The following is a 25,797-nucleotide window of genomic DNA, read 5'->3' on the forward strand; positions in this document are numbered from 1 at the left end:
ATTCACAGTTGTCTTCGGTTTCTGTTTTGCAGGGAGTAGCCAACGCAACAGAACTCGACGAAGACTCAATCTTGCCCGCAGAACTGCTACTAATCTCACTACTACTAGACTCAGGAGTCCCGACAGAAGACGAAGATCTCAACTTTACCGAACTCGACGAAGCATCATCCGTACTACTGCTAGACTTTCCTGTCTTTTCGCTGCTACTAGATTGTTTCACTTCGCTCTGTGTGTCGCTTGACGAGGACTTCGCCTTTTCACTACTCGACGAAGTCACTTCGGCTGGCTCAGTGACCTTGCCACTGCTCGAAGAAGATGATTCAACACCCGGTTCATCATTCGGCCCGGCAGACGCCGACGAACTGTCGTCGCACCCGACAACAGCAAACGCCATAATAAGCATGGATCCTATCGCCGCCTTGCGGCTCCCACCTTGGTGGCCATGCGCACTAGGCAACAAGTTGCCAAGTGCTGTCCGCCAGGATGACAGATCAAGAAACTTCTTCATAAAAGCCTCCAAACATTATTTATCTAAAGAAAATGTAATTTATGTCTTCCCCAAAAAAGCAAAACAAACCCAAAGCATCAACACAAAAGCCGCCCGCACATCACGGACGGCTAAATTTTTCACCCGAAAAGAATCCCGAAAGTTCCAGGCCCTCGTCCAGATCGTCAAACCACACGCCATCGCAATCAATGCGGAAGTTCTCCAACTGTTTTCGCGTAGCCTTCCGCAGCGGTTCGTAATCTCGGATGAGTTCACGCCCGATTCGGCCGTCATTCAGTTCAACACAAATAGCACCCTTTTCGACCCAAAGCCTTTTTACATCTTTTTCCGTACTTTCGCTCATCCGTTCGTTCCAAGCCGTTTCTTCCTCTCCGCGCGAGCAGCCTTAATTTCCGCTTCAATTTCTTCTTCGGTCAGATTGTCCACCCCATTTTCATGAGCCTGACGCTGAGCTTCGTGCAAAGCAGCCAAAAGCCCCGTAGGGTCATAAACAGCAGAATTATCGTTAACCATGTGGTTTCCTTTGTTCGGTGTAATGATATTCATAAAATCACGGGGAGAAACAGCAAACCCACAATTTGGAAAGTGTTTCAAATTTCCTGTCACAAGATAAGCACCTTTATCTTGATGAGCCCTAGCCACATCATAAAAGACAACATCATCGCTATCAGGGAGTTCTATACCAGATGGTGGAACCGGCTGATTTATCGCAAATTTTATAGTATTTCCGACAATATCATTTATGGTTTCCTGCATAAATGAAAATTTTGGACGAGAAAACACCTCCCAATACTCACGAACTATATTATCATCAACAAGAGGGACAAAGCGCCTTTCAACAACACCCCTAAAAACAGAATAAGGAATAGAATACTTATTATGCGCAAGAGCTGCAGAAATTAAAACATTCGTATCGAGCACAGCAAAAATCATTTTTTCTTCCTCTCCATACGGGCAGCCTTGATTTCGGCTTCAATTTCATCTTCGCTCAAATTCGCAACGCCATTTTTATACGCCTGTTCCTGAGCCGCATGTAACGCATTCAATAAATTAATGCCATCCTGTTTTGTAGGTGAGGGCATCCCCTTCACCTCAAACGGAATTCCGTTTTCGACAAGAGCACGCTTGAAAAAGATGCGCACAGCCGTGGGTATATCCATCCCAAGGCTTTCAAACAGGTCGGAAACCTGCTTTTTCAAATCTTCTTCAATCCTTATTTGCAAAACCGACATCGGCATACAGACCTCTTGCATTATCATATCAAAATATAGTCAAAATAACTGCAAAAAGCAATATTTTTGCATAGAATCGCCATTTTTCGTTCTTTTTTCTTCAGATTTCATATAGCTTCCGTTTTGTGGTCGCATTTGCGGCCGGTTTATTGTTAGAGGCGTTCCCTTCAATCCAAATTTCAGGAAAAAAAACGCATCTCGCCTTTCCTTAGACGAGATGCGTCGGTATTTGCCTTTTAGGAGACCCCTACGGAGTCCCTCGCCTTGCCTAATCCTTTACGCAACGAACGCTAAAACCGCGGCGTTTATCGCTATAGTCCAGGGCCATATAGTCGTGGTTGTAGTACAAGTACACGTTGTACGCGTTGCGGCTATCGCGCGCAGTAGAACTCCAGAAGTACGCGTAGTAGCCCGCGAGGTCGTAGAGCCCAGTGTAGATCCTGTAGCCGGCAGGCAACGCCGAGAACGAGAACGCATCCGTTCCATTGCCATGGTAGACGTCGTCGGTATACCACCCGGACGTGGACTTGAGAACCTTGCCGGGAGTCGTTTGTCCGCCAACGGCTGTAGACAAAGTGTTCCACTCGTTTTTAGTCGGCAGGTGCCAGCCCTCAGGACAAACGCCACGCACCGGGTAGGCCGTCGTGCAATGTTTGGCATATCCGCAGCCCTTGCCGTTCTCGCCCCATACGCCTGCACTATCTGTGGCAGCAGCCCATGTGTAAAGACGGCCGTACTTGGTACAGTTGGAAGCATTGTCTTTGTAGCAGTAGGAATTTGCCGCTTCGTAATTGAGGTTTTCCGCCATCCAGGTCTGCGTGCCGATGGTCACCGTCTTGTACGTCTGGCCGTCGCGGTCATCAATCAACTCTCCATACTCACAATTATCTTCTGTTTCCGTTTTACATCCAAATTCAAACCTAGACGAAGCATCATCCACACTACTGCTAGATTTTCCAGTCTTTTCGCTCGAACTGGATTGCATCACCTCGCTCGAGGAACTCGTTATAACACTCGAAGACAAGCTGTCATTGCGAGAACTTGAAGAGGACGAAGCAATTGAAGAGCTGGTGTTTTCTTCCTCCGGAACCCAGTCACCGTCTACGCACATGTAGGCGTTCTTTTCGTCCTTCACGTAGGCAGTCGCACCCTCGCGATTGTCGGAACAAACCGGCAAGTCGTCAAATGTTTCGACGAGCTCGTCGGACTGGTCCGTATCCTTAGCAGAAGTACTGTCATCCACACAGGCGGCAAGCATCGCAGACAGGGCGAAAGCACCGATGAGTAATTTCTTGAAATTCATGGAACCCTCCAGTTTCTCTATTTACAACATCAATATAGCTCTTTGTGAAACATGGAGTGAAAATCAGAATGACCGACGAATACAAAAAAAGGCCCTTCCGAAGAAGGAGCCTTTTTTGAAATCCGAAAAAAGATTACTTAGCGGCCGGAGCAGCGTCAGCAGCAGCCGGAGCGGCAGCAGCGACAACCGCTTCTTCAGCAGCTTCGATCTTAGCGGCACGGTTCTTCGTCGTAATCGTGAAGATAACCGTACGAGCCGGAGAAGCCAGTTCAACGCCTTCGAGCGGGAGCATCTTCGCGTAGAAAGTGGTACCTGCGTGGCAGTTGGAAATGTCGAGTGACACGTTCGTCGGAATCTTTTCCGGAAGAGCGCTGAGCTTTACATAACGCGTAATCTGAGAGAAGAGGCCGCCTTCGTTCTTCACGCCAACCGGAAGACCGTTGAGGATCACCGGAACGCGAACGGTAAGCGGAGCATTTTCTTCAATCTTGAGGAAGTCGATGTGATCGATCGTACCAGAAATGGAGTCCTTCTGATAGCTGTAGATGACGGCCGGATTGCCAGCCTTGCCATCAATTTCAAGATCAAGAAGGGTATAACGCTTGCCCGGAGCGAGAACTTTCGCGATGTCACGGGCATCAACGGTAATACTTACTGCTTCCTGACCCTTACCATAATAGACCCCCGGAATCTGGCCAGCCTTGCGAAGGCGTGCCGTTGCGCGAGAAGAGCCCGATACTCTCGAGGTTGCTTTGAGCGTTGTAAGCTGCATTGTTGTTTCTCCATTTAGGTGAAAAAAATCCTATTGGGGTAGCTGGATTCGAACCAACGAATAGCAGAATCAAAATCTGCTGTCTTACCACTTGACGATACCCCAAAGGGTGGCGAAAAAAATAGCAAAATTTTTCAAAAATACCAAGGTCAGAGCCAAATTAAGTTCAAAAACCTGTAAAGAAGTCCGTCACCGTCGCATAACGAGCCGTTTTTCCTAGCTTTTTCACCGCTTCTTCCGCGAGCGCCTTGGACGGGAACACGCCAAACACCGAAGCTCCGGAGCCCGACATCAAAGCGAAATCCGCCCCGTAATCCACAAAATCCTGCTTCATCTGCGCAATCAGCGGGAATTGAGGCAACACCGAATCTTCAAACTTGTTATAGGCTCCACCTTTAAAATCGTTCGGGTCGGAATTTTTGTAAGCTTCCCAACGGGCATCACCCGAAGGGACACAACCTGCATAAGCGGCCTTCGTCGGAACGGCGCACTGCGGAGTCGCCACCAAAAGTGCGGACCCTTCGGGAAGTTTCAACGGTTCCATGTGGGTTAGAACTTCGCCGATACCTTCCGCCTTGGCAGATCCTCCCTGAACGAGGAAAGGGACGTCTGCGCCGAGCTTCGCACCGAGTTTCTCCAAATCTTCTGCAGAGGCGTTCAAATTCCAGAGCCTGTTCAGCAAACGAAGAGCCGCGGCAGCATCTGCGCTTCCACCGCCAAGTCCAGCGCCAAGAGGCATCTTCTTTTCCAAGTAAAAACTTACACCCTGTTTGACGTCATAAGCCTTTTGAAGCAAAAGGGCGGCTTTGTAGACAAGGTCCGATTCCACGGGATATTCCTGTGGCCAATTATAACGGAGAGAAATCTTTCCCGACAAATCGAGTTCACCCGAAAGCGTATCGCCCGCGTTAATCGTCTGGAAAAGCGTTCCCAAGTTGTGGTAGCCGTCCGGGCGTTTAGAAAGAATATCAAGGAAAAGGTTGATTTTTGCTGGGGCAAATTCTTGAAGCATATTACTTCGCCTTTGGAAGGTAAACGGTATCATGAACGATGAGCGTATCGTGAACGATAACGGTATCGCGGACAAATTTGGTGATGGTCGTGTTGACGACGACCGAATCAACGCGCTGCGGACAGGGAGCAACCGTGACCGCAGAAGGGTTCAATCTATCTGCAGAGTTTGAACTTTCGACCGAGCTGGAACTTTCCTCCGAACTCGAACTCGGAGCGGAACTGCTGGACGGAGCGTTCGAACTTGAGACGGGATGTACCGCTGAACCTGAAGCAGACTGCGCTGCTGAGCTCGAAAAGGCTTGCGCAACGGAAGAGAGCTTCCCTGCTTCGTATTTGTCGATGACTTCCTGCAAGGAATCCCTCGACGCGCGGAGTTCCTGCAGGCGCATCTTGTAGCGGGACTTTTTGACAGCGCGCCTTTCACGTCCGTAGCGCCATTGTAGGTCTTGAATTTCATTGTCGATATTCGCCAGTTCCTGGTACAGCGGACCTTCCTTTTCCGCCTTTGCCCGCGGGCTGAAAAAGTCCGAAATCGTGTCCCAGATTCCCTTGCTATTCGAAGATTCTTCCGCAAAAGAGACTGAAACGAGGAGCGCTAGCGCCGAAATCAACAAAAAAACTGTTCTAAAATTCATGTCTTAACAATAAAAATTTTTGAACCTTTTGCGCAAACCCGCAATTCTTTATTACATTTGAATGTACGCGGAAGTAGCTCAGTTGGTAGAGCGTCAGCTTCCCAAGCTGAATGTCGAGGGTTCGAGCCCCTTTTTCCGCTCTAAAGCAAAGGCCTCACGCACGTGAGGCTTTTGTCTTTGAAGGATGAAAGGATTGTTTACATCATGCCAGAAGAGCTGGGGCTCGTCGTCACGGAAATTCCGTTCGAGAGCGAGCCTCCTTCCCCATAACCGGAACTCTCTTCCGAGCCCAAGTTATAAGTCCTACCGGCGTAGTTCGAAGCCTGCGCCGAATAGAAGTAGATAATCTGTCACAAATTAACGAGCGAGAAACTTCATGTACGGAAGTTTGCCCGCAAGCTTTTCCACGTCATCCGCATGGGACATGAGGACAGCGCGAGCGTGCCAAGAACCATCGAGGAACTGGCCACGCGGACCGTCGGCGAGTTCGAGAGGAATGACTTCCCCGCCCATCGTCAGGGTACGGTCCTGAGTGCTCGTCACAAGTTCTTCCGACGGATGTTCTTCAATCCAGGTGAGAATCTTGTCTGCCACATCGTGAGAAACACGGAAGCACGGCACGCCGATAGCGACGCAATTGCCGAAGAAGATTTCGGAATAGCTTTCCGCAATGATCGCACGAACGCCCCAGCGTTTCAAAGCCTGCGGAGCATGTTCACGGCTCGAACCACAGCCAAAGTTACGGTTCGAAACGAGGACGGTGCCCTTCGCATACTTCGGGTCACGGAACGGATGAACCTTGCCCTGAGCTTCGAGGCCAGCGATATCGTCGGCAAAAGCGTTCTCTCCAAGGCCGTCGAACGTCACGCATTTGAGGAAGCGGGCCGGAATGATGCGGTCCGTGTCGATGTCGTTTCCGCGCAGAGGAATGCCGGAACCCTTCACAGTATCAATCACAGTCAACATAATCTTTGCGCTCCTTACTTGATGTACTTGCGAACGTCGGTCACTTTACCTTCGATGGCAGCGGCTGCCACCATGATCGGGCTCATGAGAATCGTACGGCCGCTCGGGCTACCCTGACGGCCCTTGAAGTTTCGGTTACTCGAGCTTGCACTGACCTGACGGCCCTGAAGCTTATCCGGGTTCATAGCGAGGCAGAGAGAGCATCCCGCGTCGCGCCATTCGGCACCGGCGTCCGTAAAGATCTTGTCGAGGCCGAGGTCTTCGGCTTCCTTCTTGATCTTCTGGGAACCCGGAACGACCCACATCTTCACCGTCGGCGAAACGTGGTTGCCCTTCATGATTTCCGCTGCGGCAATCAAGTCCGGGAGACGGCCGTTTGTGCAGCTGCCGACGAATGCGATATCGATCGGAGTGCCGAGCATCTTGCCGCCTTCTTCCCAGCCCATGTATTCATAGGCTTCGCGAACAACCTTCTGTTCTGAGCCGGAGAATTCGCTGATCTTCGGCATATTTTCGTTCAACTGCATCGCCTGTGCCGGGGTGATGCCCCAGGTAACCATCGGTTCAAGCTTGTTGCAGTCGATTTCAATTTCGTCGTCGAACGTTGCGTCCGGATCGGAAGCGACAGACTTCCAGTAAGCGACCGCTTCGTCCCACTTGTCTGCCTTCGGAGCAAACGGCTTGCCTCGGAGGAAAGCGAAAGTCTTTTCGTCCGGGTTGCAGTAACCGACACGTGCGCCACCTTCGATGGCCATGTTGCAGACCGTCATACGACCTTCCATGTCGAGATTTTCAATCACCGGACCAGCGAATTCGTATGCGTAGCCAACGCCACCGTTCACACCGAGCTTTGCAATGTAAGCGAGAGCGATATCCTTTGCAGTCACGCCCGGCTGAAGCTTGCCGGTGAAGTTGATGCGACGGGTCTTGAGCGGGCTCATGGCGAGCGTCTGCGTAGCAAGGACGTCTGCCACCTGGCTTGTACCGATGCCGAAAGCCACAGCGCCGAATGCACCATGCGTTGCAGTGTGGGAGTCACCGCAAGCGACCGTCATACCCGGTTGGGTTACGCCTTCTTCCGGGCCAACGATGTGAATCACACCCTGTTCTCCAGCATCCGGTCCAAAGAAACGGACTCCGAAATCGCGAGTGTTCTTTTCGAGGTGTTCAAGCATTTCTTCCGAAATAGGATCCTTGAACGGACGAACACGAGCATCGGCCGTCGTCGGAATAATGTGGTCAACCGTCGCAAATGTACGTTCCGGATACTTGACCTTAAGGCCTTCTTCGCGAAGCATCGCAAAGGCCTGCGGACTTGTCACTTCATGGCAAAGATGAGTTCCGATGAACAGCTGATACTGTCCGCTCGGAAGTTTGCCCACGATGTGGCTTTCAAACACTTTTTGGTATAAATTTTTGCCCATAGAACACCTTCTCGTATGGATGTACGAAATGTTGCGCCTAATATAGCAAAAGTTTTACGGCTACTGTAAAAGAAATCTGCTACAGTAGACCCTACCGTCTAAGTTGTCGGAAAAACCCGACCGCTTTACAAGGTGCTTAAATACGAATTTGACCGCAGCTCATGGGATGAGATATACAAGTTGCCGTTGGATTCGCTTGCGTTTAAAATGCAAACGGATACTGGTTGGGTGGACATTACATACGATTATGATTCGTCCAAGGAATATCCGATGCAGTTCAACAAGGGAATGGAACTAAATGGCAAACTTTACACCATTAGCGGACATCGCGGCATGTGGTGCTATGATGGCAGCTGGAAAAGGATGGCGAGGATTCCAATCCCCAGCTGGGTTCAATGGGGTGATAAACATTTTACTAGATTATTGGACAGAGGCTTAAAAATGTCAGGATTGAACACATACGAAGTCAACGACGAATCTATCGTCAAACAAATTCAAAAAGATACGGCAAATGCGGCACAAGAACTTGTCGAAGCCGCAAAACTCCATTCCGGACATATCGTCGTCATCGGTTGCAGCACAAGCGAAACCCTCGGTGAACAAGTCGGCAGCCATTCCGTGCCAGAAGTCGGCAAGGCGATCCTCGCTGGACTTGAAAGCGTTTTCGCACCCCTCGGCATTTACATCGCAGCCCAGTGTTGCGAACACTTGAACCGTGCCATCATCGTAGAACGAGCCGCGGTCCCGAACGCAGAAATTGTGAATGTCGTTCCACAGCCCAAAGCCGGCGGCTCTTTTGCTACGGCTTGCTATGCGGCCTTCCAATACCCAGTCGCCCTCGAGCACATCAAGGCGGATGCCGGTCTCGATATCGGCGGAACGCTCATCGGTATGCATTTGAAGGAAGTCGCCGTCCCAGTCCGCTTAAAGCAGAACCGCATCGGCAAAGCTCTTTTGATTGCGGCCCGTACTCGTCCCAAGTTTATCGGCGGTGAACGCGCCCATTACGACGAAAGTTTAAAAGACGGCTTCCCAGTCTAAACGTCTTTACATTTTTGTTGTATTTACAAAAACCTCTACAAATTTGTAGAGGTTTTCTTTTTTCTCTTGGCCGAATGCTTCACATTTTGCTGAGGTTGTCAAATTTTCGCAGCTTAGGCACAGAATTTGCATGTTTATTTTCAAATAAGGCGAGGTTACAAAAATGAATGCGGCTGAAATTTTAATCCGTTGTTTAGAGAATGAAGGTGTCCAGTATATATTCGGGATTCCCGGCGAAGAAACCCTGGAAATCATGGAGGCCATCAAGAACTCCTCAATCCAGTTTATAACGGTGCGCCATGAACAGGGTGCGGCTTTTATGGCCGATGTCTGCGGACGTTTGACCGGCAAGGCGGGTGTCTGCCTTTCGACCCTTGGACCGGGAGCCACCAATCTGGTGACGGGTGTCGCCGATGCCAATTCCGACGGCGCTCCCCTAGTGGCGATTACGGGCCAGGTCGGCACGGAGCGCATGCATTTGACAAGCCATCAGTACCTGGATCTCGTGAACATGTTTACGCCGATCACCAAAAGATCGAAACAGATCGTACGACCGGATACGGTAAACGAAATCGTTCGCATCGCTTTCAAGTACGCGGAAGCCGAAAAACCGGGCGCTTGCCACATTGACCTTCCCTGCAATATCGCAGCCCAGGAAGTCTCTAACGAGATTGCCCAGATTCCGCTGAAGCATCACCGTGAAAACCGTCGCATCGCAAGCAATGAAGCGATTCTCAAAGCGGCGGAGCTGATCCGTTCCGCAGAACGGCCCGTGATCCTCGCCGGGCATTCCGCCGTTCGAAATCAGGCCTCCAAGACTCTCGCAAAATTTGCCGAAAAAACAAAGATTCCTGTCATCAGCACGATGATGGCCAAAGGCATCATTCCTTGCAACAGTCCGTATTCCCTTTGGTGCATTGGCATTCCGCAAAAAGACTACCCCAACTATGCGATTGAAAAAGCGGACCTGGTGATTGCCGTGGGCTATGACATTGTGGAATACGCTCCTGTCAAATGGAATCCGAACGGCGATAAAAGAATCGTCCACATCGACGAAACCCCGAACCATGTGAACAAATTCTACCAGCCCGAAGAAGAAGTCATTGGGCACATCACGGAATCGCTGCTTGCCTTGGAAAAACTTTGCAAGAACCGTGAAGAGCCGGAATGGGCCTTTGACATTCGACAGAAGATGGTGAACGATCAGTCTATGTTCGACGATTGCGACAGTTTTCCGCCGAAGCCCCAAAAAGTTCTACACGACATTCGACGCGTGATGGGCGAAGAAGATATCCTGATTTCGGACGTGGGCGCCCATAAAATGTGGATCGCCCGAGAATACCACTGTTACTATCCGAACACCTGCATTATTTCGAACGGTTTTGCAACGATGGGAATCGCCGTGCCGGGCGCTCTTGCCGCCAAGCTTTTGAATCCGAACAAGAAAGTTCTTGCCGTGTCCGGGGACGGCGGATTTATGATGAACAGTCAAGAACTGGAAACCGCAAGACGTTACCACCTGCCGTTTGTCACGCTTATCTTTACCGATGCCAATTACGGACTCATCAAATGGAAACAGGAAGAACGCTACGGCGAAAGCTATGCGATCGGATTTTCGAATCCGGACTTTGTGAAATACGCGGAAAGCCTGTACTTGAAAGGCTACCGCATTGAAAAAGCGGCAGACATTATCCCGACCTTGGAAGAAGCCTTTAGACAAGACGTGCCTTGTATCATCGAGTGTCCGATCGACTATGCGGCGAACATGGAACTTTCCGCTCATTTGAAGAACGATTTGCCGAAGGAGATGGCGGACGAATTTTGAAAAGCTAAATTTGCGGCAAATTTGAAATCGCGAGGATTTTCATGACCGCAGAAAAGTACACGAAATGGGTCGCCTGCTGGGGCAACGCCACCTCCATTACAGACCGCAAGGAAGCGACCTACGCGAAGGATCTGACGCTCCGCTACCCCATCGAAATCTGCTTTTCGGGTTCCCAGCTGCGCTTTCATTTTTCGAACTTGACAGGAACGGAGCCGGTTCAAATTTCAAAAGCCTTTGTCGCCAAAAAAACTTCGGCGGAATACAAGCCCGTTGCCATTACCTTTGGCGGTCGCACGGTCGGAGAGATTCCCGCTGGCAAAGAAATTTTGAGCGATGAAATTCCGTTCGCAGTTTCTGCGGGCGAAACCGTCGACGTGAGCCTCTACCTGCAAAACTTTACCCAGATGAATGCGGGAACGCTTGTCACGGGTCCGCTTTCCAAAGGCTCTTTCTGCTACGGTGATTTCGCCACGGCAAAGGACTTTCCGCAAGATCTTTCCCGCTCCACGAACTGGTTCTACTTTTTGAATACAGTCGACATTTGGACCGAAGAAAAGAACTTCGCCCTCGTCTGCTTTGGAGACTCCATTACGGCGCAGGACTGGCCCGACTATTTAAAGCTCCGAGTAAAACGCGAAGGCTTTGAAAACGTTTCGATTATTCGCCGCGCGGTCTGCGGCACAAGAATTCTCCGCGAGTACAGCTGTATTACTTATGCGGCATACGGTTTAAAGGGCGAAACGAGATTCCCGATCGAAATGGATACGGCCGGAGCCAAATCCGTTTTGATTCAACACGGCATCAACGATATCATTCACCCGGTCGGTGTGGACGTGAACCCGTTCCGTCCCATGAGCGACATGCCCACCGCGAAAGATTTAATCGAAGGCGTTAAAAAGTTCTACCTGCCACTCGCCCGAGAAAAGGGCTTAAAAGTTTGGAGCGGAACCTTGCTTCCGATTTTTGGATGGCGCACCTACAATGCAGAAAAAGACATGGTTCGCAACGAATTCAACGATTGGCTCCGTTCGAGCGACCTTTTTGACGGTTGCGTGGACTTCGACAAGGCTCTCCGCGATTCCCAAAAGCCAGAAAGCTTTGCCATCGGAATGGACTCGGGCGACCACCTGCACCCCAGTGCAAAAGCCTACGAACAAATGGCAGAAATCATTTCCGAGGATCTCTTGAAATAAAATAAGTGTATTTTATTTCTATGAGCATTCGGAATATCATATTCGATTATGGGAACGTCATCGCAAACATTTCCCAGGAGACGATTCAAAAAACGTTTTCCGATTTGGGAATATCGAGCGAAACGCTTCTTTTGCACCATTAAAAAATCAAGCATTTGATGCATGATTTTATCGATGGCATTCGTCCATTAGACGATGTTCTTTATGATATCCAGGAATACTGCGAAAAAGGAACTTCCTTGAAAAAGATCAAGGACACGATTACCGTTTTACAGGGCGAAATTCCAGAAATCCGATTAAAAAACATCGTCCTTCTGAAAAAACAGTACAAAATCTATTTGCTCAGCAACATCAACGAAATCATTTGGTCGAACTGTGAAAAACGTTTTGCGGATCTCGGTTATCAAGTTGACGACCTTTTTGACGAGATTTTTCTTTCTTGCCGAATGGGAATTGCCAAGCCCGAAGAAAGCATCTTCCTAGACGACCGTGTAGACAACTGCGAAGCGGCCCAAAAGCTCGGAATCCAAGCTTCTTGGGTAAAGGCGAACGAAGTCGAACAGAACGCCGACTGCATTCTGCTCATTCAGAACGCGTAGCCCACCGTAAAGTGAAACCCAAAATCCTGCTTTTTAAACGTCGCCGGAGAGCGGTGGTAGCTTGTATCGTCCGCATACTTGATTTCCGTTAGCCAATCCGGGCTCACCGCAAAGCGTCTAAAAAAAAGCGACGGCATCAAAAAAAAGTGCTCTCCCATCAGCGAATAACCCAAGCCGACTTCCCACGAAAGCGCAAATTCCTTTTCATCTAATTTCAATTCACTCGCATACGAAGAGGCTTTGCGCGTCGCATAGACGCTTCCAAGCATCGGAATCGCTTTCGCTTCCACAAACACCGCCATCTTACGCGTATAAGCTTCGCTCACCTTTCCGTCTACACCAATCGTCTTCGTCTTTCCAAAGCCACGATACGGCATCACATAGAACTTCAACGCGATCGGCAGATCCACCGCATAAAGAGAGCCCTTCGTTCCGTCACAGCTTGATTCATGAATATCGGTGCTATAGTAATAATCGAACATGACTTGCGCTGCAAACCTCGGATGGAATAGGTTTTCGTAACCCATGCCAATCGCTTCGCCATAAAGATTCCAACTGGCAAAAACAAAATGCGTGTTCATCAAAACAGGTTCTTCCTTTACAGTCTCCTGCTTAGAAGGAATCGGCTTATGAGGTTCATCCACATAGACCGTATCGACAGCGGCAAAACTGGAAACGGCAAAAATCAAAGCACAACAAAGCCACAAAGGTTTCATTCTTCCTCCTTAAAAACCCAGCTGAATTTCAAAACGGATAAACAGATCTTCGGCAAAGCCATTCACAAGGGCAAAACTCACATCTTCGGACTTGAACAAGCCCGGCAGCGAATGATACCAGTACTGATAACCGACCGATAAACAGAATTCATAAACGGATCCGCTTGCGCCAAGCGCATAGCCGAATCCCGCAGAAGCGCCGATACTCGGCCTAAAGTGTCCGCTGTAATCCCCCGTTTCAGAATCCTCGATCGGCGCTTCGTACGACGCAAAGAATGCCGGATGGATCATCGCCTGCACAAATAAGGAAGTCGCCCTCGCTGGAGTATTTCGTGAAAAGGATTTTTTCGAAGTCCCTAGCCAAAGCGTTCCGATATACTGGCGATATCCCGCGCTAAAACTCGTAATGGTTCGGAAGCCTTCCCATTCTTTATCGTCCATGAATTCCACATCGCCAAAAATGTTCATGGATGCAAAATTAAAGATCAAAGACCCCCGATAAAGATTTTCAAACCCCAATCCAAAATCCAGCATCAAATAATGCAAAACGGGCGTTACCAATAAATTCGCGACCATCATCGGAGAAAGGTAAACGATTGTCGCAGGAGGCGGAAGCGTAAAAGCCGTATCCTTCGCCTCTTCAGGCTGTGCAGGGGATAACTTTTTTTCGGAAATCGGCAGGTAAAGCGTATCCGGACGATGCATCACATAGACCGTATCCGTCACATGCTTTTGCACGTACACGGTGTCCACCGCCCAAGAAGCCGAAGTCAAAAGGAGCGCAAAAAACAGAACATTCCAAGCTCGGATTTTCATTAGAACGCCCCCATTCCCAGGTTCAATCGAAGTTCAAGCTGAAGATCGTCCGTCATATACAGCATCGAATCGTCTAAAATAGCATACTGGAAATCTTCCACGAAATTGTAAGCCAGTCCGAATTCAATACCGAGATTGACACTTCCCCGAGTTGTCCAGCCCTTGCGAATTGCGAGCTGTAACCCGCGATACGTGGCATCGTCCGAGCCATAAAACTCATTTTGTTCGCCGTAGTAATTGTACGCCTCATGCGCATAGTCCGCATGGCGTTGCACATATTGCGCTTCCAAGTTCCAGTAGCCGGCAAACTTTTTTTCTGTCGTGTAATAGCGGTACGCAAGTCCGAGCGTAAACTGGTAAACGGATCCCGAATAATCATCCGAATCAAAGCTGCTGACGAATTTTGAATTCGGTGAAATTTTCAAAAAAGAAGCCGGAACCATCAGAGAATGATGTCTGCCCAAAGCGAATTCCACCTGAGCCACAAGAATCGGGCTTTCACATACCGCCGTAGCCAAAAGGCTTCCCAAATCATAATGCAGGTACACCGTATGCAGTGAAGCGTTCGTTGAAGAAGAGCTTCCTTCCTTTGGGATGTCTTCTGCGGGATCGTAATAAACCGTATCGATTTTCTGCGGGACGTCGATATACACCGTATCCCGTTTAACGACATCGATGTAAACCGTATCGCCTTCCGCAGCCCAAGCCGAAATGGCAAAAAATAGACAGAACCATACCCATTTCATAATTCATGGGCTCATTTTTAGTGCAAATTCACCTTGGCAGTCAGCATCAGGGTCGAACCGCTCATGACACGGACAATGTACGCGCCGCGGGCGTTCACCATTTCATTCAGCGAAAGCACCGTCGAAGAGGTATAGCTCTTGCTGAAGACGCGGTTACCCTTGAGGTCGAACAAGGCGACGTTCACACGGGCATTGTTCACCGTCAAATTCAGGTTCGAGCCTTCGAGAGTGGCGAGCTTGCTGAACTGCACCGTCGGTTCCTGCTGCGGAACGGACTTCACAGCGGCAGTAGATTCCGAGGTTCCCATATCCCAATCGCTCGGGACACGGACTGCAATGCCGCGGCCTGCGGTACTCATGTAGACGACACCGTAAGTGTTCATGTCGCCCATCACAAATTCACCATTAGCAAGTCCTCCGTATTCATGAGCGTCATCGTTCACACGAGTCCAAGTTGCACCCTGATCATCGCTCACGAAAACGCCCAGAACATCATCCACCTTGCCGAAGGCGTAAATCGCCGGATAACCTTTACCCGTCTTTGAAATGCCGTAGCCGACCGCTTCGCAGTAGCCCATGCCGTTTGCATCCGTCCAAGTGGCACCGCCATCCGTCGAATGTTTCAAAGAACCGTTCTTCGGATTGCCGTTATCATCGCGCACAGCCACCGGGAGCCACAAGTCGCCTTCATAACCCGGAATCGAACGGAACTTCTTGTCGTTGCTCGTACCCGGTTCGCTTACCTTGACAAAACTTGCGCCCTTGTCAGTACTCTTATAGAAAACACCCGTCGTGCGGTTGTAAGCGTAGAACACATTCGCATTCTTTGCATCGCCCACCACAAAGGAATTATTATCGATGCCAGAAACCTTATTCCAAGCGGAATTTGCCTTACGATAAACCGCAGCGCCCGAATCACCCGGCACCCAAAGCGTCACAGCACCATCCGCAGAAATGGCGACCGTGCCACCCTTCAGCGTTTCATCGAGGCTTACATAGGTTTCCACGGTCCAAGTCTTACCGCTGTCCGTCGAGAACTGCACCGGATCGATAGGAATCGTGTTATAAGTGTCCTTGTAAGCACGAGCATCCGTCACCTTCACAAGCGTTCCGGAAACAGGTGCATAGGCAAGTCCCCAGGTAGAGCCCAAGGAAACATACTTACCGCTCACGCTCGTCAAATGACGATGGCTCGGATACTTCGCAATATCATCATGTCTAAAGCCATCATAGTCCGCCGTCACAGAGATAAGCGGTCCATTCGGAATGCTTGCCACTTCGTAAGGAACCGTCTCTTCAATCCCATGGGCCGAGAACTTCCAGACCTGTCCCTGGACAGCCTCATCACTGGAGTAGTAGTAGTTTGTCGTAGTATCGTAGGTTCCAGCCGGGATCACCGTGTAATCGGTCAAATTCTCGGTACGGAAAATGCCGTTACCCGAGCTCACAAAGACGCGGTCATGATTGAACGGGTCAATCGCCACGCTGCCGGACCAGTGAATAGAACCGTTGTGCATCCAACCGACGCCGTTTGCATCCATCTGCTGGGTCGTCGGATAGTAGCCGCCTTCCATCCAGTAGTACTTGAAGCTTGCCACCCAAGTTTTACCGCCATCGGTCGTGTGGTAAATGTTCGTACCCCACTGATCGCTCCAGGTTCCGCTCGTGTCGCTTGTAGCCGTATACCAAAACTGCGGACCGCGATAACCTTCCGTCGTCACGACCATTTCATCGGAATTGTTCGGGTTGATCGCAATGCCACCATACGGGGCGATATAGGGATAACTGGATTCGCAATCACTGCCGCCAGCCGATTCGCATTCCGCCATCGCCTGCACGTCTACATTGTCGTACTTGGCGTCGCCCCCTTCATCAATAAAGTTTTCTGGCGAGACATCGGACCAAGTTGCCGCAGAGACATCATACTGCAAAACGGCACCGCGACCGAAGCCATCATAGATCATGCCCCAGTCTTCGTCCCACATCATGGAGTGCGGACCTGCGCCGTCGGCAAAGGTCACCGTCAACTTTTTACCATCCGAAGAAACGACCGCACGCTGCGGCATCAAGCGCACAAGGCTTCCGCCAGACGTACTGCGGAGCGAATCCGGAATCGGCAAAGCCTTCCACGTGGTACCGCCATCCGTCGAAGTAAAGACATTTTCAAAAGTGCCGTTCGACTTCGAACCATCACGCAGGAAGCCGGCATAAAGCACCTTGGAAGACCCCGGCGCATACTGCACAAAGCTAAAGCCCGAACCGTTCCAGGTCGTATCGCTGCCAGCCGCCTTGGTCCAAGCGTCAACATGGCTCCAAGAGGCACCGTTGTTCGTCGACTTCCAAAGACCCGAACGACGAGAACCGTAGAACAAATTATCCGGATCGTTTTCGTCAATCGCCAAGGCTTCACCGTTGCCACGTCCCATGCCGTTACCGTGCACGCCAAAGAACTTTACGACATCGCCCTTTTCACCGGTTTCATCCCACGTATAAAGGATTTCCCAGTTTTTACCATAATCCGAAGAACGGAGGAACGCGCTGCGGCCGTTGCTGAAATAGCTCGTACCCGTCATCAAATAAACGACGCCTTCCGTTTTCGGGTCAACGCCCATCGCTTCAACGCCCAAAAGACCGAGTTCCGAAAAATCGACCCAGTCCATCATCGATTCCCAATGGGCGGTCGATTCATTCCAACGGTATGCGCCACCCACGTCGGTACGCGCATAAAAAACATTCTTTTCAATCTTGGAAGCGAGCACAGCAGACACAAAGCCGCCACCGCCCATGCTCACATTACTCCATTTGTAATCCGCATCTGCAGCAAAAGAAGTAGATGCCACACAAGTTCCCAGCGTAAAAGCCGCTATGGACTTCCCGATCTTCATCATAACACACCACCTATTTATTTTAGGGTACCCGAACTAAATTTATACCTTTTTGTTCCAAATATTTTTAGATTTGACGAATTAAATGTCAAAAAAAACACGTAAAATTTTTCATTTTACGCAAAAATGTGAGAAATCCACCCTATTTTTTGTCTATTTTATAGCTACTTATGCAGATTACAAACGCTTCTCAACTTTGCGGGGTTTTTCCCGCCCTCTTTACGCCCCTTAAGGACGACGATCCCAAGAACCTTCATAATTCGATCGATTATGAAAAAATGAAAAAGATGATCGACGACCTGATCAACGCGGGCGTTTCCGGCATTCTCCCTGTCGGCACCACTGGTCAGAGTGCGACGGTTACCCACAAGCAGCATTTGGACATCATCAAGTTCACGCTCGACTACGTGGACGGTCGCGTTCCGGTCATTGCCGGCGCTGGCTCCAACTGCACCCGTGAATCTGTCGAAATGATTCAGGAAGTGGAAAAGATTGCCGAAGTCCCTGTCCTCTGCGTTACGGGCTATTACAACAACCCGTCCCAGGAAGGCATCGAAAAGCATTTCAAGACCTTGAGCTCCGAAACCGGCGCGAAGATCATCATTTACAACGTCCCGGGCCGTACCGCAAGCTACGTCCATCCGGACACCTTGATTTCCCTCTCCGAAGACAAGAACATCATCGGCCTTAAGCAGGCTGTGGATTTCCGCATCGGCGAAAAGTATCATGAAGACACCGTCCGTGTGATCAAGGAAACCAAGAACAACGACTTTTCCGTTCTTTCCGGCGAAGACGGATTCTTCATCGACATGCTCGAACTCGGCGGCACGGGCCTTGTGAGCGCAACGGCGAACATTCCGGAAGCCGCAAAGATCTTTGTCGACCTTTACAACGCATTCCAGAAGGGTGAAGCCCAGAAGTGCGACGACCTGCAGGATGCTGCCCGCGATTTCGTCGAAGCCACGTTCTGCCGCAAGAACCCGATTCCTCTTGGAACGATGTTCAACAGCCCGCTATTCCAGCCGATGAGCAGCGTCCGCGATACAGCTCGGGGTGACGAAGCAGAAGCTCGCATCATGAAGCTCATCCGCGAAAAGGCACCTTCCCTTCTCAAGTATCACGCGTAAGGAGTTTACCATGGCAGAAAAGACTGTGACTGACGAAATTTTTGAAAACCTGAAAAATTACGGTTTCTTGCCAGTTCCTGTTCAGGAAATCAATTCGGACGCAGAAACCTGCCGCTATTTCGGAGGCAATTTCCAGGAATTTGTCGAAGTCGCCAAGGCTCTCGGTTCCAAGTGCGTTTTCGTGGAAACGCTCTATCTGGAAGACGAAGAATTCTACTACAACTCGGGCATCGACGAAGAAGAAGATGACTTGAGCGGCGAAGAAGACGGCGAAGTCGTGGAAGACGATTCCGAAGAAGGCAAGGAAGCTCCGATCTGGCTCGACCCGGAAGATCTCGACGGCATGGACCTCGCTCTTCTGAAGCCGGAACTTGACAATTACAACGAACGCATCGGTGACGAATGCGGCGTGCGCTTGACCCTCCCCGGTCCGGACCATCTCCAGGTGGAAATTTACACCGAATGGTATGATGAATTCGCTTCCCTCGTGGAAGAAGCTTCGGAAGAAATCGAACTCGACCCGAAGGCTGCTCTGAAGAAGATGCAGGAAGCCTACGCGGACGACGACGAAAAGTAATCCGTTTTCAAAACTTAAAAACGCTCGGTTTTACCGAGCGTTTTTTTTTGCTCTAACCATTCCGAGCGAAACTTCTGTTCAAAGCGAGACGGGTGTTCCTTGGGAGCGATGTTTAAAGCTGGGCTCCGCTTATCCTTTTTTTTTCGGAATGACCGTGGCAAAGGCGCGGAAGAGCCTGAGAGCCTCTTCGGCAGCTGCTTCATTTGAAAGGGCGGGCCCGAGTTCCACGGCTCCCTGCAGCGGAGAGCTTCCCACGTAGCGCATGCCAAAAGGAGAAACCGCGATCAGTTCGGCAAGCAGTTTCGGATCGGGCGGAGGGAATTCCACGAAGGTGAAGACGAGCATTCCACGACGTGCTTCGATACCCTGAATGCGGAGCTTCGCCGCGATCATCGAGACTTCCGTCACAAGGAAGAGCTTCTTTACCGCATCAGGCACTGGGCCAAAGCGGTCCTCAAGTTCCGAAAGGAGTGGTGGCAAATCTTCGGGCTTTGTCGTTCTTGCCAAACGTTGGTAAATCGAAATGCGGGAAAGTCCATCGGTGATGTACGTTTCGGGCAAGAAGGCGTCAATCGAAAGTTCCACACGTGGCTGCACCTTGGAAGATTCTTCCCCACCGCCTCGGAGCTCTTCGACAGCTTCGCGGACAAGGCGCACATACGTTTCAAAACCGACTTCGGCAATAAAGCCGTGCTGTTCCGAACCGAGCAGGTTTCCAGCGCCACGGATTTCCAAATCGCGCATGGCGAGCTGATAACCGCTGCCGAGATCCGTGAACTGTTCCAAGGCCTGCAAACGCTTTGTCGATTCCGCAGAAATCGCTTCGTTCTTCGGAATGACTAGGTATGCATAAGCAAGCACATCCGAACGCCCCACGCGTCCGCGCATCTGGTACAATTGACTGATGCCAAAATGGTGCGCATTCATAATGAGAATCGTATTTGCATTCGGAACGTCCAGACCGCTTTCAATGATGCTCGTACTCACAAGCACATCGAAATCTCCCTTGATAAAGGCGTCCATGACGCGTTCCAAATCGCGATCTTCCATTTGGCCGTGAGCGACTGCCACACGGGCATTCGGAGCCATCGCTTCGATGTCTTCCGCCAACTGTTCAATCGACTGCACACGATCGTTCACCACAAAAACCTGACCGCCACGGGAAAGTTCATCGTGGATCGCTTCAGCAAGAACCGTATCGTCCCGCTGGATGATTTTTGTTTCAACCGGCAAGCGGTTCATCGGAGGCGTATTGATGAGCGAAATATCGCGAACACCGGTGAGCGAAAGATGCAGGGAGCGCGGAATCGGCGTCGCACTCATGCTGAGCGTATCGACTGTCAAACGCAACTCGCGCAGACGTTCCTTCTGCTTCACCCCGAACTTTTGTTCCTCATCAATAATCAATAGACCCAGATCCTTAAAATCGCTTTGATTCGAAAGGAGCGCATGCGTTCCCACGACTATGTCGATTTTTCCTTCGGAAACGTCCTTAAAAATCTTCTTCTTTTCTGCGGATGTCTTATAACGGTTCACCAGGGCGATGTTGAACGGGGAAGCGGCGAAACGTTCCTTGAAGGTTTCGTAATGCTGGGCGGCAAGAATCGTCGTCGGCACAAGAACCGCAACCTGCTTTTGAGAAGAAGCGCATTTGAAAGCGGCGCGCATCGCCACTTCCGTTTTACCGAACCCGACGTCGCCACAAACCAGGCGATCCATCGGACGGGTATTTTCCATGTCTTCCTTGATTTCTTTCGTCGCGCGCACCTGATCCGGAGTCGGCTCGTATTCGAACGCGTCTTCGAATTCCTTTTGCATGCGGCTATCGGGCGGGAACGGAAAACCTTCGATGAGCTCGCGCTTGGCGTAAAGCTGCACGAGTTCGCGAGCGATTTTAATCACTCGCTTTTTGACGCGTTCCTTGAGCTTTTCCCAGCTTTTGCTGCCGAGATGTGCAAGCTCCGGAACGGTTTCTTCTTCTGTACTCGGAAGCTTTTCGATTTTTCGCAAATCCGAAACCGGGAACTTTAAGCGGTCGCCATCTGCATAGTCGAGCTGAATACAGTCCACGAGACCACCGTTGATCTTTTCACGGACAAGCCCCATGTAGCGGCCAATACCGTGATCTTCATGGACCACAAAATCGCCACGCGTCAAACTTTCAACGAGGAGAGCATCCGAAATCGATCCGGAAACAGAACGTTTACGGCGCACCTTACCCGTGCGGTTAAAGATTCCCGCTTCCGTGAGAAAGGCGATATTTTCTGATTCAATCCAGAAGCCGTCCGAAAGATTGCCGATTAAAATGCCCGAGATTGGAGCGTCGTCAAACAGATGTTTAGCGCGCTGGGCGCTACCTTCGGAATGCGCGACGAGGTAAACCAAACCGCCCTGCGCGTGAAAGCCTTCGATTTCCTTGACAAGGCCGTTTGTTCCTGCAACGCCCTTGGTCTGCTGCCGCGCCTCGATCGATATCCAGTCCGGAGATTCCATGCGGGCGCGGGTTAAATCCAAAGCGACCCGTTTTGCGATTTCGTCCTGGAAAGTTTCCATGCGCCACCACAGATCGATCGGCGGGAAAACCTTCTGGTTAAAGGAAATCGTCTTTTCATAGGCCTTCACATGAGCGGCACCGAGCTTCGCGGCGGACTCTTCCAAAACGGAAAGCTTGTCAAAGACAATCGATGCGTCGGGCATATAATCGAAGACGCTCGATTTTAAGCTCTCGTATTCCGGGCGACGCCACCAGACAAGATCTTCTTCTTCGAGCGGGATCTTGGACCTTTCTTGCACAGAAAGGGTGAATTCCCCGTGCGGATAGACTTCAACCTTTCCCAGTTCTTCTATCGAACGCTGGGAAAAAATATCGAACGAACGGATACTTTCGATTTCGTCGCCAAAGAATTCAAAGCGCACCGGGTGATCTTGCATGAACAGGTTTATGTCCACAATGCAGCCGCGAATCGAAAATTCACCGACCGTGCTCACCACAGGCTGTTCCGTATAGCCCATATCGCCAAGCGTTTTACGGAGCGACAGCGGATCAACCACATCGCCCTTGCGGAACACAAGCTTTTTCTTTTCCAAGGCATTCGGTTCCGGCAAACGGAGAAGCAAAGAATCCAACGGGCAAACGGCAATAAAGGGAAGCCTTCCCCGGGAAGCCCTAAAGAACTTTAAACGTTCTTCCAAAATGCCTGCAAATGGCAACTTGAGCTCATAAGGCTTTACCCCGAGCGATGGAAAAAAGAACACGTTCTTTTCGCCACACAGACTCTGCAAATTCTGCATCCAGACTTCGCCCGAACGGTAATCGTCCACCACCACCAAAATGCTCTGCGGATACTTGTGAAAACGATCCGCGACCATCAACGCAGAAGCCGCAGGAGTTAAACCTTCGACATGCAGCATTCCGGAACGAAGTTCCGCGAAGGACGAAAGCCGTCCAAAATTTTGGGAAGCTAAAAACTCGGGAAATTCAAGAGTCGTCATATCAGACCTGCTTCTCGGCACTTGGCGTATACAAACGGATTGTGATCCCCTTGCACCTTGTAAATACGTGCGTCGCGTTCGCATTCGTATGCGTTTACCGGAGATTCCTTATCCCAAATTTCAAACAGGCGACGTCTTTCCTTGGAAAGTTGAATGCCATAAGTCTTTTCCATATAAAAGGAAATGCGGGCGAGCATGCCACGTACTTCTTTTCGCGGCTGAAACTTGCGATTCTTAAAATCGACAATCGATTCGCAGGAACCATACATCGGTTCCGGGGAATTTGTCCACTGCGAAAACATGAAATTGCTGCGGTCCCCGTTCACTTCGCCGATACTTGGCAATAGATTGTGCAAGTCCCCTTCCATGATCGCAAATTCTGGGTCAGTCGCTTCACAGTTTTTACGGGCGCTGCGGCCTTCTTCCTGATGCCAGCACTGACGGAAAAGTCCTATGTTGTGAGCGGTCACGACATGTTCCCATTCAATCCGGGAAGCGCGATTCGCATTCTTGCGCGGAGCAAAGCCACAACCTGCAAAATCGATTTTGTTCGGTTTTGAATTGCTTTCGTAGGCGCAACCGCAATAAACCGTTACCCGCAAATCACCGTAGTAGATGCGATCCATCTGCTTTTTTGCATGAAAAAAATCATAATGTCGTGCAGGTGTTTCTGCCGGATTACGGGCAAATAAAAAAGTCACCACCAGCAGTAAAAACAAAACCGCAAAGAGGTGACGTTTATGCATGTAAGACGTTTTTTTCACGTCTTACAATTTAGGATTTTTTCTTCTTCTTATTTTTTCCGTAGCCGTAACCATAACCGTAACCGTAGCCATAGCTGCTATGACCGCCTTCGTAAACGCAGCGGTTAAAGACCATCGCCTTATGTTCGACATTGGCCTTTTCGAACTGACCCAGGCCTTCACGCAAAGCTTCCATCGAATCGTGACCGTAATGAATCACGAGTAACACGAAGTCCGCATAACGGCTAGCGACTAGCGCATCCGCCACCGCCAAGACCGGAGCCGAGTCCACAATGATCAAATCGTACTTCGATTTCATTTCGTTCAAGAGATTTTCAAAAGCCTTGCTCGAAATCATTTCAGATGGAGATGAAGAATAAGAACCTGCACCAAGAAGATCCACTTGTGCGCCATCCAAATGTTCGACGGCTTCATCCAAGGCGATCTGACCGAGCAAATAATCCGAAAGACCGCGCTTACGTCCACGGGACGACATGTAACTAGCGCGGAAGTCCGTATCGATCAACAATACCTTCTTCCCGTTCATTGCAATCAAAGCTGCGAGGTTCTTAGAAATAAAAGATTTACCGCTGCCCGGAGAAAGACCCGTTACAAGCAAAACCTTGGAATCCATCATCGAAAATTCAAGCGAAGTTCTCAATGTACGCAGTGCTTCACAGGCAACGTCTTCGCTGTCTACTTCCACCAAGGAGAACGTTTTCATCTTTTTCATTTTTTTCATCTGAGCCGTTTCCGGAACCTTAGCGTAAACGCTTACGCCCGTTTCGCGTTCCACATCGCTAGACGAACGGATACCACGGCTCGAAAGCAAACGCAGCACAAAGATCAAACAGGCACCGAGAATAAATCCACCCGCGATGAATCCGAGAAGAATCACCAGCTTACGCGGCTTCACCGGCTTGATTTCAATACGGGCATAGTCCACAACACGCACATTACCGACTTCGCCGGCCTGCACCACGCGGAGCTGCTGAATGTTGTTCAACATATTCGTGTAAATGGCGTTGTTTACATTCACATCACCCTGCAAACGGAGGATTTCCTGCTGCTTTGTCGGAAGGTCCTTCGTCTCTTCGCTAAGCTTTGCCATTTCACGGCGGAGCTGGTTCTGCTGTTTCTTCAAAGAGAGAACCGTCGGGTGATCTTCCTTAAACAGCCGGGTGGTTTCTTCATACTTCTGCTGCAATTCGAGAAGGCTCTTTTCGAGCTGCATTCGCTTTTCAAGAACTCCACGAGCTTCTCCGCTCAAATCAATTGAGCCTTCTTCCTGACGGTAAGAAGAGAGGATCTGTTCCGCAGAATCGAGTTTCGCTTTCACACCCGGAAGTTGCTTTTCAAGGAATTCGAGAGTCTTAGTCGCTTCTTCACTGCGAGATTCTACGTTCTGACGCACATAAGTATCTGCAATAGAATTCAAAATATGGGCGGCACGATCCGCATAGCGGTGATGGATCTGCATCTGGATGATACCCGTCTTTTTTCCCTGTTCCGTAACACTCAACTGATTGCGCAAAGCGTCCAAAGCCTGACGGGGATCGCTTTCAAAAAGCCTGAACTTTTCCGACGGCGAAGCCATCATGTTCAAGATTTGAATGGCAAACGTATCTCCAGCAACAGGAACACGGTAAGTGTCTCCCACAATGCCTTCTAAAATCACCTTCTGCATCGGATCCACAATCTGATAATGGGAATTCGACAAAGACGAATCCGACGAAGCGACAAGGAACCAATTGGCATCCGGTTCATATACTTCCGGAAAATGCAAAAGCCCCACATCGACACGGCCTTCCTTGTGCAACAGACGCGGAAGCAGCGCCACCGGAGTCGCCCCATAAGAAAGATGCTCCTTATCGACAACCACGCTCAGAACACGGCGGCTTCGAATCAACTGAATTTCAGCATCCGCCGGGGATGCCGCATCCAAGAGAGCGCCCATTTCACCCATAGCAAGGCTTGCCGAATTTCCATTCAGATCGACCTGCAAAAGCGCATCGCTAGAAAACACCGGTCGAATATAGTTCGAAACAATAAAACCGGAAACAGTCCCTAGCACCACAAAAACAGCCAAAATAGGCCATTTGGCGAGAAGAACCCCTACGAGTTCAAGAATATCAATTTCATCGTCCGCATTTTTCTGCTGAGCGTAATCCATATTCACATTG

22 protein-coding genes and 2 tRNA genes are annotated in these 25,797 nt (G+C 50.1%); 7 read left to right on the plus strand and 17 right to left on the minus strand.

What is annotated here, in order from left to right:
- Positions 1-608: 608 nt before the first annotated feature.
- From BGX16_RS00445 to BGX16_RS00480, 8 genes are all read right to left on the minus strand, one after another.
- A complete protein-coding gene (locus BGX16_RS00445; protein WP_100424298.1) occupies positions 609-851 on the minus strand; it encodes a DUF2442 domain-containing protein in 243 nt (80 codons plus the stop codon).
- Entirely contained in the window at positions 848-1,441 is a 594-nt protein-coding gene (locus BGX16_RS00450; RefSeq protein WP_072976907.1) for a PIN domain-containing protein, read from the minus strand. Before BGX16_RS00450 ends, BGX16_RS00445 begins: the two co-directional genes overlap by 4 nt.
- Positions 1,438-1,707 (minus strand): type II toxin-antitoxin system antitoxin, RelB/DinJ family, encoded by a 270-nt coding sequence (locus BGX16_RS00455; protein ID WP_157797790.1) that lies wholly within the window; start codon positions 1,705-1,707, stop codon positions 1,438-1,440. Before BGX16_RS00455 ends, BGX16_RS00450 begins: the two co-directional genes overlap by 4 nt.
- 301 nt (positions 1,708-2,008) lie before the next feature.
- Positions 2,009-3,043 (minus strand): fibrobacter succinogenes major paralogous domain-containing protein, encoded by a 1,035-nt coding sequence (locus tag BGX16_RS00460; protein WP_100424300.1) that lies wholly within the window; start codon positions 3,041-3,043, stop codon positions 2,009-2,011.
- A 133-nt stretch (positions 3,044-3,176) separates the two neighbouring features.
- On the minus strand, positions 3,177-3,815 hold the full coding sequence (locus BGX16_RS00465; RefSeq protein ID WP_100424301.1) for a 50S ribosomal protein L25: 639 nt from the start codon (positions 3,813-3,815) through the stop codon (positions 3,177-3,179).
- A gap of 33 nt (positions 3,816-3,848) precedes the next feature.
- A tRNA-Gln gene (locus tag BGX16_RS00470) sits at positions 3,849-3,920 on the minus strand.
- Positions 3,921-3,981: 61 nt separating this feature from the next.
- Positions 3,982-4,827 (minus strand): 4-(cytidine 5'-diphospho)-2-C-methyl-D-erythritol kinase, encoded by an 846-nt coding sequence (gene ispE / locus BGX16_RS00475; RefSeq protein ID WP_100424302.1) that lies wholly within the window; start codon positions 4,825-4,827, stop codon positions 3,982-3,984.
- Position 4,828: 1 nt separating this feature from the next.
- Complete coding sequence (locus BGX16_RS00480; RefSeq protein ID WP_100424303.1) at positions 4,829-5,464, minus strand: hypothetical protein; 636 nt, start codon at positions 5,462-5,464, stop codon at positions 4,829-4,831.
- A gap of 67 nt (positions 5,465-5,531) precedes the next feature.
- Between BGX16_RS00480 and BGX16_RS00485 the strand changes: the two genes are divergently transcribed.
- Positions 5,532-5,604 (plus strand) — tRNA-Gly (locus BGX16_RS00485).
- A gap of 217 nt (positions 5,605-5,821) precedes the next feature.
- Here the strand turns inward: BGX16_RS00485 and BGX16_RS00490 are convergent.
- On the minus strand, positions 5,822-6,430 hold the full coding sequence (locus tag BGX16_RS00490; RefSeq protein ID WP_241899378.1) for a 3-isopropylmalate dehydratase small subunit: 609 nt from the start codon (positions 6,428-6,430) through the stop codon (positions 5,822-5,824).
- A 14-nt stretch (positions 6,431-6,444) separates the two neighbouring features.
- Positions 6,445-7,854: a 3-isopropylmalate dehydratase large subunit gene (gene leuC, locus BGX16_RS00495; RefSeq protein WP_100424304.1), complete on the minus strand. Its 1,410-nt coding sequence runs from the start codon at positions 7,852-7,854 to the stop codon at positions 6,445-6,447.
- A 441-nt stretch (positions 7,855-8,295) separates the two neighbouring features.
- On the opposite strand from leuC, the gene BGX16_RS00500 reads away from it, so the two are divergent.
- The 4 genes from BGX16_RS00500 (at position 8,296) to BGX16_RS00515 (ending at position 12,512) form a co-directional block, all read left to right on the plus strand.
- Positions 8,296-8,895: a TIGR01440 family protein gene (locus tag BGX16_RS00500; RefSeq protein WP_100426686.1), complete on the plus strand. Its 600-nt coding sequence runs from the start codon at positions 8,296-8,298 to the stop codon at positions 8,893-8,895.
- A 163-nt stretch (positions 8,896-9,058) separates the two neighbouring features.
- A complete protein-coding gene (locus tag BGX16_RS00505) occupies positions 9,059-10,720 on the plus strand; it encodes an acetolactate synthase large subunit (RefSeq protein WP_100424305.1) in 1,662 nt (553 codons plus the stop codon).
- A gap of 41 nt (positions 10,721-10,761) precedes the next feature.
- Complete coding sequence (locus BGX16_RS00510) at positions 10,762-11,913, plus strand: GDSL-type esterase/lipase family protein (RefSeq protein ID WP_100424306.1); 1,152 nt, start codon at positions 10,762-10,764, stop codon at positions 11,911-11,913.
- Between the two features lie 158 nt (positions 11,914-12,071).
- Complete coding sequence (locus tag BGX16_RS00515; protein ID WP_100424307.1) at positions 12,072-12,512, plus strand: HAD family hydrolase; 441 nt, start codon at positions 12,072-12,074, stop codon at positions 12,510-12,512.
- Here BGX16_RS00515 and BGX16_RS00520 read toward each other — a convergent pair.
- From BGX16_RS00520 to BGX16_RS00535, 4 genes are read right to left on the minus strand one after another with little or no spacing between them, the layout of a single operon-like run.
- On the minus strand, positions 12,500-13,228 hold the full coding sequence (locus BGX16_RS00520) for a hypothetical protein (protein ID WP_100424308.1): 729 nt from the start codon (positions 13,226-13,228) through the stop codon (positions 12,500-12,502). The genes BGX16_RS00515 and BGX16_RS00520 overlap by 13 nt on opposite strands.
- A gap of 9 nt (positions 13,229-13,237) precedes the next feature.
- Positions 13,238-14,044 (minus strand): hypothetical protein, encoded by an 807-nt coding sequence (locus BGX16_RS00525; protein ID WP_100424309.1) that lies wholly within the window; start codon positions 14,042-14,044, stop codon positions 13,238-13,240.
- Positions 14,044-14,790: a hypothetical protein gene (locus tag BGX16_RS00530; RefSeq protein ID WP_100424310.1), complete on the minus strand. Its 747-nt coding sequence runs from the start codon at positions 14,788-14,790 to the stop codon at positions 14,044-14,046. Before BGX16_RS00530 ends, BGX16_RS00525 begins: the two co-directional genes overlap by 1 nt.
- 17 nt (positions 14,791-14,807) lie before the next feature.
- A complete protein-coding gene (locus BGX16_RS00535) occupies positions 14,808-17,678 on the minus strand; it encodes a hypothetical protein (RefSeq protein ID WP_100424311.1) in 2,871 nt (956 codons plus the stop codon).
- A gap of 167 nt (positions 17,679-17,845) precedes the next feature.
- Between BGX16_RS00535 and dapA the strand changes: the two genes are divergently transcribed.
- Positions 17,846-18,802, plus strand: coding sequence for a 4-hydroxy-tetrahydrodipicolinate synthase (dapA, locus tag BGX16_RS00540; protein WP_100424312.1), 957 nt, complete (start codon positions 17,846-17,848; stop codon positions 18,800-18,802).
- 10 nt (positions 18,803-18,812) lie between these two features.
- Positions 18,813-19,379 (plus strand): hypothetical protein, encoded by a 567-nt coding sequence (locus BGX16_RS00545; RefSeq protein WP_100424313.1) that lies wholly within the window; start codon positions 18,813-18,815, stop codon positions 19,377-19,379.
- Positions 19,380-19,508: 129 nt separating this feature from the next.
- Here the strand turns inward: BGX16_RS00545 and mfd are convergent, their stop codons facing one another.
- The 3 genes from mfd to BGX16_RS00560 are packed head-to-tail and all read right to left on the minus strand — an operon-like array spanning position 19,509 to position 25,787.
- On the minus strand, positions 19,509-22,871 hold the full coding sequence (gene mfd, locus BGX16_RS00550; RefSeq protein WP_241899380.1) for a transcription-repair coupling factor: 3,363 nt from the start codon (positions 22,869-22,871) through the stop codon (positions 19,509-19,511).
- Complete coding sequence (locus BGX16_RS00555; RefSeq protein WP_100424314.1) at positions 22,868-23,617, minus strand: endonuclease; 750 nt, start codon at positions 23,615-23,617, stop codon at positions 22,868-22,870. The genes mfd and BGX16_RS00555 overlap by 4 nt, the downstream gene beginning before the upstream one ends.
- Before the next feature lie 28 nt (positions 23,618-23,645).
- Positions 23,646-25,787: a polysaccharide biosynthesis tyrosine autokinase gene (locus BGX16_RS00560; RefSeq protein ID WP_198514825.1), complete on the minus strand. Its 2,142-nt coding sequence runs from the start codon at positions 25,785-25,787 to the stop codon at positions 23,646-23,648.
- Positions 25,788-25,797: the final 10 nt, after the last annotated feature.

The organism is Hallerella succinigenes, assembly GCF_002797675.1.
GTDB classification, from domain to species: domain Bacteria; phylum Fibrobacterota; class Fibrobacteria; order Fibrobacterales; family Fibrobacteraceae; genus Hallerella; species Hallerella succinigenes.

Excerpts from the sequence above, each read along its gene's own strand:
- leuC (WP_100424304.1), bottom strand. The coding sequence starts at position 7,854 with ATGGGCAAAAATTTATACCAAAAAGTGTTTGAAAGCCACATCGTGGGC.
- ispE (WP_100424302.1), bottom strand. The coding sequence starts at position 4,827 with ATGCTTCAAGAATTTGCCCCAGCAAAAATCAACCTTTTCCTTGATATT.
- BGX16_RS00555 (WP_100424314.1), bottom strand. The coding sequence starts at position 23,617 with ATGCATAAACGTCACCTCTTTGCGGTTTTGTTTTTACTGCTGGTGGTG.
- BGX16_RS00560 (WP_198514825.1), bottom strand. The coding sequence starts at position 25,787 with ATGGATTACGCTCAGCAGAAAAATGCGGACGATGAAATTGATATTCTT.
- BGX16_RS00460 (WP_100424300.1), bottom strand. The coding sequence starts at position 3,043 with ATGAATTTCAAGAAATTACTCATCGGTGCTTTCGCCCTGTCTGCGATG.
- BGX16_RS00510 (WP_100424306.1), top strand. The coding sequence starts at position 10,762 with ATGACCGCAGAAAAGTACACGAAATGGGTCGCCTGCTGGGGCAACGCC.
- BGX16_RS00505 (WP_100424305.1), top strand. The coding sequence starts at position 9,059 with ATGAATGCGGCTGAAATTTTAATCCGTTGTTTAGAGAATGAAGGTGTC.
- BGX16_RS00450 (WP_072976907.1), bottom strand. The coding sequence starts at position 1,441 with ATGATTTTTGCTGTGCTCGATACGAATGTTTTAATTTCTGCAGCTCTT.
- BGX16_RS00530 (WP_100424310.1), bottom strand. The coding sequence starts at position 14,790 with ATGAAATGGGTATGGTTCTGTCTATTTTTTGCCATTTCGGCTTGGGCT.
- BGX16_RS00535 (WP_100424311.1), bottom strand. The coding sequence starts at position 17,678 with ATGATGAAGATCGGGAAGTCCATAGCGGCTTTTACGCTGGGAACTTGT.
- BGX16_RS00525 (WP_100424309.1), bottom strand. The coding sequence starts at position 14,044 with ATGAAAATCCGAGCTTGGAATGTTCTGTTTTTTGCGCTCCTTTTGACT.
- dapA (WP_100424312.1), top strand. The coding sequence starts at position 17,846 with ATGCAGATTACAAACGCTTCTCAACTTTGCGGGGTTTTTCCCGCCCTC.
- BGX16_RS00480 (WP_100424303.1), bottom strand. The coding sequence starts at position 5,464 with ATGAATTTTAGAACAGTTTTTTTGTTGATTTCGGCGCTAGCGCTCCTC.
- mfd (WP_241899380.1), bottom strand. The coding sequence starts at position 22,871 with ATGACGACTCTTGAATTTCCCGAGTTTTTAGCTTCCCAAAATTTTGGA.
- BGX16_RS00515 (WP_100424307.1), top strand. The coding sequence starts at position 12,072 with ATGCATGATTTTATCGATGGCATTCGTCCATTAGACGATGTTCTTTAT.
- BGX16_RS00445 (WP_100424298.1), bottom strand. The coding sequence starts at position 851 with ATGAGCGAAAGTACGGAAAAAGATGTAAAAAGGCTTTGGGTCGAAAAG.
- BGX16_RS00465 (WP_100424301.1), bottom strand. The coding sequence starts at position 3,815 with ATGCAGCTTACAACGCTCAAAGCAACCTCGAGAGTATCGGGCTCTTCT.
- BGX16_RS00500 (WP_100426686.1), top strand. The coding sequence starts at position 8,296 with ATGTCAGGATTGAACACATACGAAGTCAACGACGAATCTATCGTCAAA.
- BGX16_RS00490 (WP_241899378.1), bottom strand. The coding sequence starts at position 6,430 with ATGTTGACTGTGATTGATACTGTGAAGGGTTCCGGCATTCCTCTGCGC.
- BGX16_RS00545 (WP_100424313.1), top strand. The coding sequence starts at position 18,813 with ATGGCAGAAAAGACTGTGACTGACGAAATTTTTGAAAACCTGAAAAAT.
- BGX16_RS00520 (WP_100424308.1), bottom strand. The coding sequence starts at position 13,228 with ATGAAACCTTTGTGGCTTTGTTGTGCTTTGATTTTTGCCGTTTCCAGT.